The following is a 14,433-nucleotide window of genomic DNA, read 5'->3' on the forward strand; positions in this document are numbered from 1 at the left end:
TCCCCCAAGGCCTCCCCGACCCTGCCGTCCGGCGGGGTCGGCACGGCGCCGCCTCATGACGGCCCCGCCGCCGAGTCGGGCTCGGGCAGGCTCTGCTCCCGCACCGCGAGCCTGCGCAGCATCTCGATCACCCGGTCACGCGACTCGTCGGCGGCGTCGATCGCTTCCATGCACTGCCAGTAGACCCCCTCGTCCGCTGCCTCCATGGCGACGCCGACCAGCGCGATGGCGACCTCGCCGAGGAGTCTGCCGAGGCCCAGCAGGACCTCCTGGGCGTCGCCGGTCTCCGTCAGCCGCGCGGCCCTTATGCTCTCGGTCCCCAACCGCGGGGCGTCCAGCAGCCCGCAGGCTCTGCCGCCCACTTCGCTCAGGCCCAGCGCCTCGCCGCGTAACTCCGGAGGGCCGCTCACCGCGAGACGGCTGCCGATCGCCTGGGCGAGCGCCTGCGACTGCCATACCTCCGTGACGATGTCCGCCGGGTCCTGACTCCGCGCCAGCGCGCGGCGGTTCGCCTCGATGAGCCGCTTCGCGTTCATGCCCGGCCCTCTCCATCCCGCGCGCCCTCGCCGCACGCTCGCCCGAACTCCGTTGTCCACTACCCAGAGTGATACCCCTGCGGGCGAAAAGCCAGGGGAGGGCGGAAATCTGTGGACAAGCAATCGAGTTTGGACAAGCCATCCACTCCGGAGAGTGACGAAAGTACCGGAATGGGGGACTCCGTCGGCCGGAAAAGTAGGCATGGAGGCGTGGAGGAAGACCGAAAAGCTGCCGCCGAAGCGAGCACCGACGAGCGGGCCGCGGGCAGCACTCGGTGGATCCACCGGCTTCCCGCCGGGCCTCTCCAGACACGCAAGTCCCCTCCGACCACGTCCAGTGCGACCGGCCGCGTCGAGTCCGACCGGCCGTGTCAGGCGCTTACGGCCAGGTAAGCCCTACCCACGGCTTCGGGCCGCGCCGACCACGCCCATCGCACCCCACCGCCTCGAGCTGCGTCGACGACGTCAGTCTCACCCCGCGGCCTCGGGCCGCGCCGACCGGGCCGGTCCCGCCCCCTCGCTTCAGGCCACTCGGCCCATCGGCACCGGCCGACCGCCTCAGGCCCAACCGTCCCCTCGGCCCCAACCGCCGCCTCAGCCCCAGTCGCCCTCTCAGGCCCCTCCCGCCCGAGACCGCGCTTCCCCGTCCGGCCCGTTAGACCCATGAGGCCCATGAGGCCCATGAGCCCCCGCTTCCCCGTCCCGCCCGTCAGGCCCATCCGGCCCGTCAGATCCCCCCGGCACCGGAAACCGCTGCTCATTCCTGTCGATCTTCGCCGCGAGCGCGGCCAGCGCGTCGATGCCCAGGACCTCGCAGAACTGCAGCAGATACGCGAGGACGTCCGCCACCTCGTCCGCGACCCGAGGGGCCCTCGCGGGGTCCTTCATCACCCGCGCCGACTCCTCGGGGGTCAACCACTGGAAGATCTCGACCAGTTCGGACGCCTCCACGCTGAGCGCGGCGGCCAGGTTCTTCGGGGTGTGGTACTGCTCCCAGTCGCGGGCCGCCGCGAACTCGGCCAGCCTGCGCTGCAGTTTCGCCACGTCAAGTCGTTCCGTCACGGCTCCAGGTCTACCACCGAGACGCCCGCGGCGTCGGCCGCCCAGGACGCGTCCCGCACCGTCCCGACCAGGCGGATGTGCCCCCGCGCGCACATGCGTACCGCGAGCTCGCCGAGGGCCCGCGCCTGGCGGGCGTCGAGGCGGCGGTCGAGGTCGTCGGCGAGGACGGTGAGGGTCTGGTACGCCTCCGGCACCTCGGCGACCGGGTCGACGGCGAGCACGCCGGGTCCGGTGAGCAGGACGAGCGCAAGGGCCAGATACCTCAACTCGCCGTCCCCGAGCCGCCCCAGCGGGGTGCGCATGCCGCCGCCGCGGTCGACGCAGGCGTACAGCGTGCCGTCCCGCGCCTCCTGGGCGAGCACGTCGACGACCGGCCCCGCGCACCCTTCGCGCAGCGCGGAGACGAGCAGTGCGTGGCGTCCCGCGCACTCCGCCCGCGTACGCCACAGGACCTCGGCGAGGTTGTCGCAGCCGCCCAGGAGACGGCCGGGGCCGATCCGCCCGGCCGGGACCGGGGCGCGCATCCGGCCGGGCCGCGGGTCGCAGGCGAACGCCGAACGCAGCGCGACCACGACCTGTTCCGCCGCCGCGAGCACCAGGCGCTGCCCGTCGGTCTTGCCCGCCACGCGCAGCGGCACGAGCGCCGTGCCGAGCCGGTCGTCGGGCATCGGGGCCCGGGTGACCGGCGCCGTGCCCGCGGTGTGCCAGGCCGCCTGGACCACGCGCCGGCCGGGGTCGCGCAGCGCCGTCTCCAGGAGGACGAGCGGGCCGCAGGCGAGCCGTTCGCCGACGATGCGCAGTTCGGGCTCGGCCTGCACCGCGAGGTCGAGCCGGACGGGCCCGGCGGGTCCGTCGACCGTGCAGCCGATGCGGAAGCCGCGCCGCCGCTGATGGTCGGCGCGGGCGCGCTCGGGCACGCAGGCCGACGGGTCGGGGAAGACGTCGGGCAGTTCCGCTCCCGCGCTGAGCCGCGCCAGGGCCTCGTAGGCACGCAGCGCACTGGACTTGCCGCTGCCGCTGGGCCCCGTGACCAGGGTCAGCGGGCCGAGCGGGAGGACCGTGCCCCGGTGTCCCGCGAAGGCGGACAGGCTCAGTTCGGTGACCTGCGGGCGGTCCGGGACCGCCGGCGGCTCCGCGACCGTCACCGGGGATTGCACCGTCATGATCGGAAGGTATGCGGCCCCCGCACAGGGGAACCGTTCCGCCCAACGGACCTTCCTACGATCGGGGGATTCCCCCCGAAGCGGCCTCTTCGCGACCGCCGGGCGGCTAGAGCGACCCGGCCGCCGGAGCCGCGGTCGCCCCCTCTACGGCTGGGCGACCGCCTCGACCAGGCCCTGGACCTCCGTGCCGGGCGGCGCCAGCAGGAAGACGTTCTTGTCGACCCGGTGCATGCCGCAGCCCAGGCCGAGGACCACGCCGCTGCTGAAGTCCAGGACGCGCTTGGCGACTTCGGTCTCCGCACCGGTCAGGTCGAGCAGGACCGGGATCTGCGCCATGACGGTCTCGGCGACCTCACGGGCGTCCGCGAAGACGTTGACCCGCATCACCACGAAGCGGCGGCGCGTCTCGGTCTCCGCGTCGGGCAGCGCGCGGTGGCCGGGCCACGAGGGCCATTCGTTGCGGCTGCGCAGCGGTACGACCTGGGCGAGCCCCTCCCACTGTTCATCGGTGACGTCGTGGCGCTGACTGCTGCTCACTGGCCCACCCCGTCCTGGCTCGTCCTTGTTGTCTGCACCGGGCAATTCTTACGCCAAGTCACCCGTTCAGCCCAACAGCGACACGGGCGGCGCCCTCGTCACCGGCCCTCGGCGAGCGCTCGGCCGACGCCCCGGAGGACCGCGTGCGTGGGGTTCGCCACCTTCTTCACCACGCGGCGGGCGCGGGTCAGGGCGTGAGGAGTTTCACCAGGCCGTCGGCCAGACCGCCGCGCCAGCAGGCGTAGTCGTGGCCACCGTTGTACTCGGTGAGGGCGACCGTGTGGCCGTGCGCGGCCAGCGTCTCGCGCATGCGGCGGCTGTGGTCGACCATCGCGCCCTCGTGGAGTCCGACGTCGAGGTGGACCCGCAGACGGGGGTGGTCCGGGTGCTCGGCGAAGCGCTCGACGAGCCAGGGCGTCCCGTCGTCGGCCGTCAAGTCGGGCACGCCGGGCGGCAGTCCGGGCCGCCACCACAGCGAGGCGGACTGCGCGAGCACCGCGCCGAACCGCTCGGGCCTGCGCAGGGCCGCGTACAGCGCGGTGAGTCCGCCGAGGCTCTGCCCGGCGACGACGGTGCGGGCCGGGTCGGCGGTCAGGGGCCAGTGCCCGGCGGCCCAGGGCAGTACCTCGTCGGCGAGGAACCCGATGAACGCGTCGCGGGCGGTGAGGTCCTGCCAGCGGGTGCGCAGATCGACCGCGTCGGGGGCGAGGACGACGGGCGGGGGTACGGCCCCGTCGGCGACGAGGGCGTCCAAGGTGTCCTGGAAGGCGAGCGCACCGAACCACATGTCGCCGTCGCACAGGACGACCACCGGGCTGTCGGGCCGCGGGCCGCCCGGGGGCAGGTAGGCCCACAGTCCGCGCTCGGCGCCGAGCGCGCCCGCGGGCAGGCGGTGCCGCTCCGTCCGGCCGCGCGGAATGCCCGCGCGCCGCTCGGCCCAGGGCTGCGCGGGCGCGCCGGGAAGGGTGAGGAGGGAACCCTCCGGAAGACCCCAACGGGCCTCCAGGCGCGCCGGGTTGAGGGGATCGGGGGCCGCGTACGAGGACAGGGCGCGCAGCCGGAGCTGCTGGGCCTCGGGGGACGAAGGGACGTCGCCGGGCGAGAGGTCGGCGGCGATGCGGTACGAGCCGCGGTGGTCGGCGCGCAGCCGGTAGGTGCGGTGCCAGACGTCGGTGCCGGGCAGCGGCGCGAGGAGGGAGTCGGCGAGGCGGTCGCGGTCGGCGAGGCCGGGGGCCAGCAGCAGGACCTGCCGGGTCGCCCGGTCGCCGCGCCACAGGAAGGTGACGGCACGGAACCCGGGCTCGCCGTCGATCTCCTCGATCAGCGGGGTGCCGCCGCGCCGGTCGACGTCCTGCCAGAACGCGTCGAGGAGGGCGGGGAGTTCGGCCTCGGCCGCGGTGGACACACGGGCGGCGAGGGCCTGGAGCGCGGGGCTCGCGCCCGGCACGGGCAGGAAGTCGGCGCCCCGCCCGGCCTCGCGGGACGGGCCGGCCTCCGGCGAGCGCCCGCCACGTACGCCATGCCCATCCCATACGCCATGCCCCTCGCGTACGCCATGTTCGTCGCGTACGTCACGACCGTCCCGCGCGCCGCGTCCGTCCAGTGCGCCACGCCTCCCGGCGGTCCGCGCATCCCGCGCATCCCGTGCGCGCCGCACGGCCGCGCCTCCTCCGGCTCCCGGTCCGGTGCGCATGCGTCACCACCCCTTCCGTTCAGGATCCCCGAGGCACCAACGTCAACTTAGCTTAGCCTAAGCTAAGTAAGAATCGCGGACGGGTGAGCGGGGCCCAGGAAGAGCGTCAGATCCCGGTCCTCCAGGGCGGGCAGCGCGATCTGGTGCCAGCCCGCACGGTGGTAGAGGCGCACGGCGTCGGTGGCGCGCGGTGACGTCAGGAGCCAGCAGCGGCCATCCGCCGCGTCCCGGGTCGCGGCGGCGAGCAGCGCCCGGCCGAGTCCCAGGCCGTGCGAGCCGGGGCGCACGGCGAGTTCGTCGACCTGGAGGGCCCCGCAGAGCCATTCCTCGGCGCGCCGGGCGCCGAGGGCCTCGGTGACGGCGGGGTAGGAACGGACGTCGGGCAGCGGGGTGTCCGCGGGCCAGGCGGTGGCGAAGCCGAGGACGCGCGGTTCCGCCTGTGACGGGCCGCCGAGCGCGACCGCTCCCGTGAACCCGGGCCGCGCGGCGTCGTCCGCGAGCCGCGTCAGGTAGCGGTCGGCCGCGGCCGGGTCCTCGTGCCAGGGCGGCAGCGCGAACGCCTCCGCGTAGACGGTCCGTACGCCCTGCGCATGGGCGCGAAGTCCGTCTCCGGTCACCCGGCGGACCACCGGCACTCCGCTCACGCGGCGACCGGCCGGCCGAAGGAGCCGACCGGGTGCAGCGCCGCGTACTCCAGGGGCGCGGACGGGTCGATGGAGACGTTCAGGGGTGCGGGCTCGGCGCCCGCGCGCACCAGCAGGTCGCCGACCGCCGCGATCATCGCGCCGTTGTCGGTGCACAGCCGCAGCGGCGGGACGCGCAGCGCGATGCCCGCCGCCCGGCAGCGCTCCTCGGCGAGGCTGCGCACGCGGGAGTTGGCCGCGACGCCGCCGACCACGACCAGCGTGCCGACGCCGTGCTCGCGGCAGGCGGCGACCGCCTTGCGGGTGAGCACGTCGGCGACGGCCTCCTGGAGCGAGGCGGCCCCGTCGGCGACCGGGAGCGCCCGCCCCCGGTGCCCCTCGGCCCAGCGCGCGGCGGCCGTCTTCAGGCCGGAGAAGGAGAAGTCGTACGCGGCGTCGCGGGCTCCGGTGAGCGGGCGCGGGAAGGCGACGGCGGCCGGGTCGCCGTCGCGCGCGGCCCGGTCGATCGCGGGTCCGCCCGGGTAGGGCAGCCCGAAGACGCGCGCGACCTTGTCGAAGCACTCCCCCGCCGCGTCGTCGAGGGTGTCGCCGAGGTGGACGATCGGGTCGCGCGCGAGATCGCGCACGAGGAGCAGCGAGGTGTGGCCGCCGGAGACGATCAGGACCATGCACGGGTCGGGCAGCGGGCCGTGCTCCAGGGTGTCGGCGGCGACGTGCCCGGCGAGGTGGTGGACGCCGTGCAGGGGCACGTCCAGCGCGTACGCGAGGCTCTTCGCCCCGGCGAGGCCGACCTGGAGCGCGCCGGAGAGGCCGGGTCCCGTCGTCACGGCGACCGCGCCGATGTCGGACATGCGCAGGCCCGCCTCGTCCAGGGCGCGGCGGACGACCGGGGTGAGCGCGTGGACGTGGGCGCGGGCGGCGATCTCCGGGACGACGCCGCCGTAGCGGGCGTGCTCGTCCATGCTGGAGGCGACCGCGTGGCCGAGCAGGCGCCCGTCCCTGACCAGGCCCGCGCCCGTCTCGTCACAGGACGACTCGATGCCGAGCACCACCACAGAGCCCATCGCGCGTTGGCCTTTCCGTACCGGGGAGCGTGCGGGACACCCCGCACGGCTTATTGCAAGTAATGCGCAATAAGGGTACGCCGCCCGGTCACCAGTAGAGTGCGGCTGCGCAGCCCTTCCCGAACCCCGAGGTCAGGTACCAGAAGTGACCCCCGCATCCCCCGCAGGCATACCGGCCGTCTCCGTCGTCGGGATCGGGGCCGACGGCTGGGACGGGCTCCCGGCCCCCTCGCGCGCGGCGCTCGCCGACGCCGAGGTGCTCATCGGCGGCCCCCGTCAGCTGGACCTGCTGCCGCTCGGCGACTGTCCGGGCGAGCGCGTGGCCTGGCCCAAGCCGCTGCGGCCCGCCGTGCCCGGCCTGCTCGCCGCCCACGCGGGGCGCCGTATCGCCGTCCTCGCCAGCGGCGACCCCATGTTCCACGGCATCGGGCGCGCCCTGAGCGAGGAGCTCGGCGCCGCCGCGCTGCACGTGCTGCCGCACCCGTCGTCCGTCTCCCTCGCGTGCGCGCGCCTGGGCTGGCCCGTCGAGGACACCGAGGTCGTCACCGCCGTCGGCCGCCCCGTCGCCCGGCTCGCCGCCGCCCTGCACGACGGCCGCCGCGTCCTCGTGCTCAGCGCGAACGCGGCCACGCCGGGCGAGATCGCCGCCCTGCTGCGCGAGCGCGGCTTCGGACCGAGCCGGATGCGTGTCCTCGAACAGCTCGGCGGCAAGGGCGAGTCGGCGCACGAGGGCGTCGCCGACACCTGGTCGCACCTGCCCGGCGACCCGCTGAACGTCGTCGCCGTCGAGTGCCGCCGGGCCCCCGGCGCGCCGCGCCTCGGCACCGTGCCGGGGCTGCCGGACACGGCGTACGAGAGCGACGGGCAGCTCACCAAGCGCTACGTCCGCGCCGCCACGCTCGCCGCGCTCGCCCCCGGACCCGGCGAACTGCTCTGGGACGTGGGCGGCGGCTCCGGGTCGATCGCCGTGGAGTGGCTGCGGGCGCACCCGGCGTGCCGGGCCGTCACCGTCGAGAAGAACCCCGTACGGGCCGAGCGGATCACCCGCAACGCCGAGCGCCTCGGCGTGCCCGCGCTGCGCGTGGTCACCGGCGCGGCCCCGGCCGCGCTCGCCGGACTGCCCACGCCCGACGCCGTGTTCATCGGCGGCGGCCTCACCGCACCCGGCCTCCTGGAGGCCTGCTGGGCCGCGCTGCCGGACGGCGGGCGCCTGGTCGCCAACACCGTGACGCTGGAGTCCGAGGCGCTGCTCACCGACTGGTACCGGCGCCACGGCGGCGAGCTGGTGCGGCTCGCCGTCGCGCAGGCCGTCCCCGTCGGGGGCTTCACCGGCTGGCGCCAGGCCATGCCGGTCACCCAGTGGTCCGTCACCAAGTCTGGAGATCAAGAACGATGACCGTGTACTTCATCGGTGCGGGGCCCGGCGCGGCCGACCTGATCACGGTGCGCGGCGCGCGGACGCTCGCCGCCTGCCAGGTCTGCCTGTACGCGGGCAGCCTGGTGCCGCGCGAGCTGCTCGCCGAATGCCCGGACGGGGCACGGCTCGTGGACACCGCGCAGCTCAACCTGGACGAGATCACCGCCGAGCTGGTCCGCGCGCACGAGCAGGGGCTCGACGTGGCGCGGCTGCACTCGGGCGACCCGTCCGTGTTCAGCGCGGTGGCCGAGCAGATGCGGCGGCTCGACGCGGCGGGCATTCCGTACGAAGTGGTGCCGGGCGTACCGGCGTTCGCGGCGGCGGCCGCCGCGCTCAAGCGGGAACTCACCGTTCCGACCGTCGGGCAGACCGTGATCCTCACGCGGGTCGCGCAGCGGGCCACGGCGATGCCGGAGGGCGAGGATCTCGCCACGCTGGGGCGCAGTGGGGCGTTGCTCGTGCTGCACCTCGCCGCGGGGTATGTCGACCGCGTGGTCGAGGAGCTGCTGCCGCACTACGGCGCGGACTGCCCGGCCGCCGTCGTCGCACTCGCCAGCCGGCCCGACGAGGTGATCCTGCGGGGCACGCTGGAGGACATCGCCGGGCAGGTGAAGGCGGCGGGGATCGTGCGGACCGCCGTGATCATGGTGGGGCGGACGCTGGGCGCGGAGCAGTTCCGGGACAGTCATCTGTACTCGGCGGAGCGGGATCGGCACGTCTGCTGAGTTCTTCGGGTGCGGGTCGTCCCGGGCTGGTCGCGCAGTTCCCCGTGCCCCTTCGGGGCGCTCCTCAGGCGGGGAAATCGCTCCGGCCCACCACCGTTCCCGCTCTGTCGATGCAGATGACGTCCACCGCGACCGGGGCACCCCGCAGCACCGCCAGTGCCTCGTCCCTCGCCCTCTTCGCCACCAGATCGCCCAGCGGGACGCCCGCCGCCTCGCAGAGCCTCAGGGCCTCCAGGCCCGTGTTGGCGGCGGCGATCCGGGCGGCCAGGTCGTCGGACGCCCCGCCCGTGCGGGCCAGTTCGGCGAGGAAGCCCTTGTCGACCTGGGAGCGCGCCGAGTGCAGGTCCAGGTGGCCCGCCGCGAGCTTCGACAGCTTGGCGAAGCCGCCGCAGACGGTGAGGCGGTCCACGGGGTGGCGGCGCACGTACTTGAGGACCGCGCCCGCGAAGTCGCCCATGTCGAGCAGGGCGTCCTCGGGCAGTCCGTACGCGGCGACGACCGTCTTCTCCGACGTCGATCCCGTGCACCCGGCGAGGTGCGTGCGCCCGGCCGCCCGCGCCACGTCCACGCCGCGCCGGATCGAGTCGATCCACGCCGAGCAGGAGTAGGGCACGACGATCCCGGTCGTGCCGAGGATCGACAGGCCGCCGAGGATGCCGAGGCGCGGGTTCCAGGTGGAGCGGGCGATCTCCTCGCCGTGGTCGACGGAGACGGTGATCTCGACGTCCGGCGCGGTCCCTGCCCGCCCGGCCACCAGCGTCACGTGGTCGCGCATCAGCTGCCGCGGCACGGGGTTGATCGCGGGCTCGCCGACGTCCAGGGGCAGGCCGGGACGGGTGACGGTGCCCACGCCGGGGCCCGCCCTGAAGACGATGCCCGAGCCGGGCGGCAGCCGCCGCACCGTGGACCGCACCAGCGCCCCGTGCGTGACGTCCGGGTCGTCGCCCGCGTCCTTCACGACGCCCGCCGTCGCGTGGCCCTCGCCCAGTTCCTCCACGGCCAGCGCGAACGCCGGCGTCTGCCCCTTGGGCAGCGTGATGGTCACCGGGTCGGGGAAGTCGCCGGTGAGCAGCGCCGTGTAAGCGGCCGTGGTGGCGGCGGTCGCACAGGCGCCGGTCGTCCAGCCGGGCCGCAGACCGGTGTGCTTGAGTTGGGCGCTGCGCCCGCCCTTGGCCTTAGCTGCCTCACTCATGAAGGAAACCGAACTCCGTGCACGTACTGATTCTGGGGGGAACGACCGAGGGCCGCCGTCTGGCGGAGCTCCTCGTGGCCGAGGCGGGGCCGCGGGTGACCAGTTCCCTTGCGGGGCGGGTCGCGGCGCCCCGGCTGCCGCCGGGCGAGGTCCGCGTCGGCGGCTTCGGCGGGGCCGAGGGGCTGGCGGCGTGGCTGCGGGAGCACCGCGTGGACGCGCTCATCGACGCCACCCACCCTTTCGCCGGGACGATCTCGTTCAACGCGGCGAAGGCCGCCGCGCTCGCCCATGTTCCCCTGCTCGCCCTGCGCCGGCCCGGCTGGGTCGCGGAAGAGGGTGACCACTGGCACCCGGTCGGCTCCCTGGAGGAGGCGGCGCGGGCCCTTCCCGCGCTCGGCGGGCGGGTCTTCCTGACCACCGGGCGGATGGGGCTCGCCGCTTTCGCCGGGCCCGACCTGGCTGATCTCTGGTTTCTCGTACGCTCCGTCGACGCGCCCGAGCCGCCGTGCCCCGCGCGCATGGAGGTGCTCCTCGACCGGGGGCCGTTCACGCTCGACGGGGAGCGGGAACTGCTGCGCCGCCACCGCGTCGACGTCGTGGTCACGAAGGACAGCGGGGGTTCGGCCACCGCGCCGAAGTTGGCCGCTGCGCGTGAGGCGGGCATTCCGGTCGTCGTCGTGGAACGCCCGCCGGTTCCGGAGGGGGTGCCGGTGGCATCTGCTCCGGAGGACGCCGTGGCTTGGCTGAGGCGGGCCCCGTAAGGGGCGTGGGGAACTGCGCGACAAGCCACGACGAACCCGCGGAAGACACTCGCCCGCAGAGCCCCTACTCCGCCTCCGGATAACGCCGCGGCGTCCAGACCACCCGCTCCTCGCCCCCGCGCCGCCGCGACACCCTCGTCTGCGACGACCCGACGATCAGCAGCGTCCGCATGTCGACCTCCGCCGGGTCGAGGTCGCCGAGGCGCACCACCCGCACGCTCTCCGCGGGGCCGCCGACGTCGCGGCCGAGTACCACCGGCGTATCCGGCGCCCGGTGCTCCAGGAGGAGTTCCCGCGCCTTGCCCACCTGCCAGGTGCGGCTGCGCGAGCCGGGGTTGTAGATGGCGATGACCAGGTCCGCCGCGGCCGCCGCGGCCAGCCGCTCGGCGATGACCTCCCACGGCTTGAGGCGGTCCGAGAGCGAGAGGGTCACGTAGTCGTGGCCGAGCGGCGCGCCGACGCGGGCGGCGGCCGCGTTGGCGGCGGTCACCCCGGGCAGCACCCGCACCGGGACGTCCGCGTACGCGTCCTGCGATGCGGCCTCCAGGACGGCCGTGGCCATCGCGAAGACTCCCGGGTCACCTCCGGAGACGACGGCGACGCGCCGGCCCCGCTGCGCCAGCTCCAGGGCGAACTCGGCGCGTTCGGACTCGACGCGGTTGTCGGAGCCGTGCCGCCGCTGTCCGGGGCGGTGCGGCACGCGGTCGACGTAGGTGGTGTAGCCGACCAGGTCGTCGGCGGCGGCGAGGGCGCCGCGCGTCTCGGGGGTCAGCCACAGCGGGCCCGCGGGACCGGTGCCGACCACGACGACCTCGCCGACCTCGCCGGGTGCTTCCGCGGCGGGCTCCGGCGCGGGGCCGCCCGTCAGCGGCGCCACCCGGCTCGGCAGCACGGCCACGGAGAAGTACGGCACCGACTCCGGGTCCACGTCGGCCAGCCGTCCGGTGCGCTCGCCCTTCATCGTGGCGCGCTCGACGTAACGGGCCTCCTCCAGACGGCCCGCGCGGTCCAGGGCGCCGCGCACCTTCCCGAACGTACGGCCGAGCTTCATGACGACCGCGGAGTCCGTGGCCGCGAGGCGCGCGGCCAGCTCCTCCTCGGGGAGCGTGCCCGGCAGGATCGTGAGGACCTCCTCGGCCTCCACCAGCGGCTCGCCGAGACGGGCCGCCGCCGCGCTCACCGACGTCACGCCGGGCACGACCTCGGTCGGGTAGCGGTGCGCGAGCCGCTTGTGCATGTGCTGGTAGGAGCCGTAGAAGAGCGGGTCGCCCTCGGCGAGGACGGCGACCGTGCGGCCCGCGTCGAGGTGGACGGCCAGGCGCGCCGCGGCCTCCTCGTAGAAGTCGTCGAGGGCGCCCCGGTAGCCGCCGGGGTGGTCGGTGGTCTCCGTGGTGACGGGGTAGACCAGCGCCTCCTCGATGTGGTCGGCGCGGATGTGCGCGGCCGCGATCGAGCGGGCGATGGAGCGGCCGTGCCGCGCCGAGTGGTAGGCGACGACGTCGGCGGCGGCGATCGCCTCGACGGCGCGCACGGTCATCAGCGACGGGTCGCCGGGCCCGAGCCCCACGCCGTAGAGCCGCCCCTGCTCCTGCCCCTGCTGCGCGGTGTCCACGTCGCGTCCCTGCTGCTGCTCGGTGTTCACTCCGCCTCGCTCGCGATCGCGTTGATCGCCGCCGCGGCCATCGCGCTGCCGCCGCGACGTCCTCGTACGACGAGGTACTCCAGACCCGAGGAGTGCTCGGCGAGCGCGTCCTTGGACTCGGCGGCGCCGACGAAGCCGACCGGGATGCCGAGCACGGCGGCCGGGCGGGGCGCGCCCTCCTCGATCATCTCCAGGAGGCGGAAGAGCGCGGTGGGCGCGTTGCCGATGGCGACGACCGAGCCTTCGAGGCGGTCGCGCCACAGCTCCAGGGCGGCGGCGCTGCGCGTGGTGCCCATGCGTGCCGCGAGGTCGGGCACGGACGGGTCGGCCAGCGTGCAGATCACGTCGTTGTCGGCGGGCAGCCGCTTGCGCGTGACGCCGCTCGCGACCATGTTCGCGTCGCACAGGATGGGCGCGCCGTCGCGCAGCGCCCTGCGGGCGTCGGCGATCACGCGCGGGCTGTGGGCGAGGTCGCGCACGAGGTCGACCATCCCGCAGGCGTGGATCATCCGGACCGCGACCTGGCTGACGTCGGCGGGCAGACCGCCGAGGTCCGCCTCCGCGCGGATGGTGGCAAAGGACTCGCGGTAGATCGCCGCGCCGTCCTTCTCGTAGTCGAACACTGTGCTCTCGCTCATCTCGTGGCCGTGGGTTTCGTGGTGGTACGTGCCGTGGTGACCGTCTCGGTCAAGGTCCTGCCCGTCACGGGCGTCCACTCCTCGCCGGGGACGCGCACCGTGACCTCGTAGGTGCCGTCCCCGGTGGCGAGGACGTCGACCCAGTCGCCGCGCGGGTGCCCGCAGCGCCGTTCGCAGCCGGACCAGTGGACGGGCAGCCCGCCGCGGCCGGGCACGGCGTCGGCGCGGACGTCGGCGAGGGACTTGGCGCAGCCGGGGCGCCCGGTGCAGGCGCCGACGCCCAGCCAGGGCGAGTCGGCGGTGGTGATGTGCCCGGCGTCGGCCAGTGCGGTGAGGCGCTCGCGGGCCGCCGCCTCGTCCGCGAAGCCGGGGAGCACGAAGCCGCGCCACGGGGTGACGCGCAGTTCGTCGGCGGGCAGCGGCAGGAGGGCGCGCCACTGGGCGGCGGTGACGCGGCCGAGGGGGGCGTTGACGGCGACCGCGCGGCCGATGACGCCGGGGGCCGGCGGGGCGCTGCGGGACACGGCCCACGGATCGGCAGGATCGGCGTCGAAGCCCGCCCGCTCCAGCGCTCCGGACAGGTCCACGTGCTGGTCGCGGGGCAGTTCCCCCACCCGCCAGGCGCCGTTGCCCGCGGCGCGCGCGGCGGCCAGGAAGGCCCCGGCGACGGCGAGGGCGGCGCGCGGCGCGGCCTCGGCGGGCACCCGGAAGGCGCGGCCCCCGAGGCGGACGACCGCCGTCCCGCCCGATTGTGCGATCAAGGTCACATCGCCGCCGAGCCCGACGAGGTCCCCGCGCCCGTCGTCCAGGGCGAACAGGAAGCGGCCGGAGAGCTCGGTCGTCCACTCCTCGGCGCAGAGGAGTCCGTCCAGCTCACGGGCCCACAACTGCACGTCGGCGTGGCCGAGTCCGTCGATCGAGGCGAGCGGCGACGCCACCACGTTCCGCACGCGCTCGTGCCGTTCGGAGGGCAGCAGGCCCGCGTCCGCGAGCAGCGCGGAGAGCGCGCCGCCGCAGCTCTCGCCGAGGCCGCGCAGCTCGATGTTGCCGCGCGAGGTGACGCTGAGGTTCCCGTCGGCGAGGCGCTCCGCCGCGGTGGCCAGCGTCTCGGCCTGACGGGACGTCAAAAGGCCGCCGGGCAGGCGGAGTCGGGCCAGCAGGCCGTCGTCGGCGCGGTGCAGGCGCAGGGCCCCGGGGCAGGCGTCGCCTCGGTCACGTATGGGAGGTTCGCCCTGTTTTGGGGATGTTGCTCGGGTGGGCGGCATGGCGGCGAGCATACCCACGCGGATCCGGCCGGTCGCCTCCCGAGACCGGCCGTTGTGGCAGGTGGCCGCCCGGTCGACCGTGGGCAGGACTTAC

The 14,433-nt window shown here is 75.3% G+C and carries 14 protein-coding genes; 3 read left to right on the top strand and 11 right to left on the bottom strand.

Annotated elements, in window-relative coordinates:
• Positions 1-53 precede the first annotated feature (53 nt).
• From AB0L89_RS38535 to tsaD, 7 genes are all read right to left on the bottom strand, one after another.
• Positions 54-536, bottom strand: a complete 483-nt coding sequence (locus tag AB0L89_RS38535; protein ID WP_365152174.1) for a DUF6099 family protein — start codon at positions 534-536, stop codon at positions 54-56.
• A 612-nt stretch (positions 537-1,148) separates the two neighbouring features.
• The gene (locus tag AB0L89_RS38540) at positions 1,149-1,598 is read right to left on the bottom strand and encodes a MazG-like family protein (protein ID WP_365152176.1); all 450 of its coding nucleotides are present in this window, start codon (positions 1,596-1,598) and stop codon (positions 1,149-1,151) included.
• On the bottom strand, positions 1,595-2,761 hold the full coding sequence (locus tag AB0L89_RS38545; RefSeq protein WP_365152178.1) for an ATP-binding protein: 1,167 nt from the start codon (positions 2,759-2,761) through the stop codon (positions 1,595-1,597). Before AB0L89_RS38545 ends, AB0L89_RS38540 begins: the two co-directional genes overlap by 4 nt.
• 144 nt (positions 2,762-2,905) lie before the next feature.
• Positions 2,906-3,298 carry a cell division protein SepF gene (locus AB0L89_RS38550; RefSeq protein ID WP_055700564.1) on the bottom strand — a complete coding sequence of 131 codons (393 nt, stop codon included), beginning with the start codon at positions 3,296-3,298 and terminating at the stop codon, positions 2,906-2,908.
• Between the two features lie 187 nt (positions 3,299-3,485).
• Complete coding sequence (gene fes, locus AB0L89_RS38555; RefSeq protein ID WP_365152181.1) at positions 3,486-4,745, bottom strand: enterochelin esterase; 1,260 nt, start codon at positions 4,743-4,745, stop codon at positions 3,486-3,488.
• A gap of 308 nt (positions 4,746-5,053) precedes the next feature.
• Positions 5,054-5,635, bottom strand: coding sequence for a GNAT family N-acetyltransferase (locus AB0L89_RS38560; protein ID WP_365152183.1), 582 nt, complete (start codon positions 5,633-5,635; stop codon positions 5,054-5,056).
• On the bottom strand, positions 5,632-6,699 hold the full coding sequence (gene tsaD / locus AB0L89_RS38565) for a tRNA (adenosine(37)-N6)-threonylcarbamoyltransferase complex transferase subunit TsaD (RefSeq protein WP_365152185.1): 1,068 nt from the start codon (positions 6,697-6,699) through the stop codon (positions 5,632-5,634). The genes AB0L89_RS38560 and tsaD overlap by 4 nt, the downstream gene beginning before the upstream one ends.
• Before the next feature lie 145 nt (positions 6,700-6,844).
• On the opposite strand from tsaD, the gene cbiE reads away from it, so the two are divergent.
• Together cbiE and cobM are read left to right on the top strand one after the other, a co-directional pair.
• Positions 6,845-8,095, top strand: coding sequence for a precorrin-6y C5,15-methyltransferase (decarboxylating) subunit CbiE (gene cbiE / locus AB0L89_RS38570; protein ID WP_365152187.1), 1,251 nt, complete (start codon positions 6,845-6,847; stop codon positions 8,093-8,095).
• On the top strand, positions 8,092-8,841 hold the full coding sequence (gene cobM, locus AB0L89_RS38575; RefSeq protein ID WP_365152189.1) for a precorrin-4 C(11)-methyltransferase: 750 nt from the start codon (positions 8,092-8,094) through the stop codon (positions 8,839-8,841). Before cbiE ends, cobM begins: the two co-directional genes overlap by 4 nt.
• Before the next feature lie 64 nt (positions 8,842-8,905).
• On the opposite strand, the gene AB0L89_RS38580 is transcribed toward cobM, so the two are convergent.
• A complete protein-coding gene (locus AB0L89_RS38580; RefSeq protein WP_365152191.1) occupies positions 8,906-10,033 on the bottom strand; it encodes a cobalt-precorrin-5B (C(1))-methyltransferase in 1,128 nt (375 codons plus the stop codon).
• 17 nt (positions 10,034-10,050) lie between these two features.
• Here AB0L89_RS38580 and AB0L89_RS38585 point away from each other — a divergent pair, with 17 nt between their 5' ends.
• The gene (locus AB0L89_RS38585; RefSeq protein ID WP_365152193.1) at positions 10,051-10,794 is read left to right on the top strand and encodes a cobalt-precorrin-6A reductase; all 744 of its coding nucleotides are present in this window, start codon (positions 10,051-10,053) and stop codon (positions 10,792-10,794) included.
• 64 nt (positions 10,795-10,858) lie between these two features.
• Here the strand turns inward: AB0L89_RS38585 and AB0L89_RS38590 are convergent, their stop codons facing one another.
• From AB0L89_RS38590 to AB0L89_RS38600, 3 genes are read right to left on the bottom strand one after another with little or no spacing between them, the layout of a single operon-like run.
• Entirely contained in the window at positions 10,859-12,436 is a 1,578-nt protein-coding gene (locus AB0L89_RS38590; RefSeq protein ID WP_365152195.1) for a precorrin-2 C(20)-methyltransferase, read from the bottom strand.
• Entirely contained in the window at positions 12,433-13,074 is a 642-nt protein-coding gene (locus tag AB0L89_RS38595; protein WP_365152197.1) for a precorrin-8X methylmutase, read from the bottom strand. Before AB0L89_RS38595 ends, AB0L89_RS38590 begins: the two co-directional genes overlap by 4 nt.
• Positions 13,071-14,351, bottom strand: coding sequence for a cobalamin biosynthesis protein CobG (locus tag AB0L89_RS38600; RefSeq protein WP_365152199.1), 1,281 nt, complete (start codon positions 14,349-14,351; stop codon positions 13,071-13,073). Before AB0L89_RS38600 ends, AB0L89_RS38595 begins: the two co-directional genes overlap by 4 nt.
• Positions 14,352-14,433 lie beyond the last annotated feature (82 nt).

It is taken from the genome of Streptomyces sp. NPDC052114 (genome assembly GCF_040680155.1).
In the GTDB taxonomy this organism is placed as follows: domain Bacteria; phylum Actinomycetota; class Actinomycetes; order Streptomycetales; family Streptomycetaceae; genus Streptomyces.

Excerpts from the sequence above, each read along its gene's own strand:
- tsaD (WP_365152185.1), bottom strand. The coding sequence starts at position 6,699 with ATGGGCTCTGTGGTGGTGCTCGGCATCGAGTCGTCCTGTGACGAGACG.
- AB0L89_RS38580 (WP_365152191.1), bottom strand. The coding sequence starts at position 10,033 with ATGAGTGAGGCAGCTAAGGCCAAGGGCGGGCGCAGCGCCCAACTCAAG.
- cobM (WP_365152189.1), top strand. The coding sequence starts at position 8,092 with ATGACCGTGTACTTCATCGGTGCGGGGCCCGGCGCGGCCGACCTGATC.
- AB0L89_RS38545 (WP_365152178.1), bottom strand. The coding sequence starts at position 2,761 with ATGACGGTGCAATCCCCGGTGACGGTCGCGGAGCCGCCGGCGGTCCCG.
- AB0L89_RS38595 (WP_365152197.1), bottom strand. The coding sequence starts at position 13,074 with ATGAGCGAGAGCACAGTGTTCGACTACGAGAAGGACGGCGCGGCGATC.
- AB0L89_RS38535 (WP_365152174.1), bottom strand. The coding sequence starts at position 536 with ATGAACGCGAAGCGGCTCATCGAGGCGAACCGCCGCGCGCTGGCGCGG.
- AB0L89_RS38600 (WP_365152199.1), bottom strand. The coding sequence starts at position 14,351 with ATGCTCGCCGCCATGCCGCCCACCCGAGCAACATCCCCAAAACAGGGC.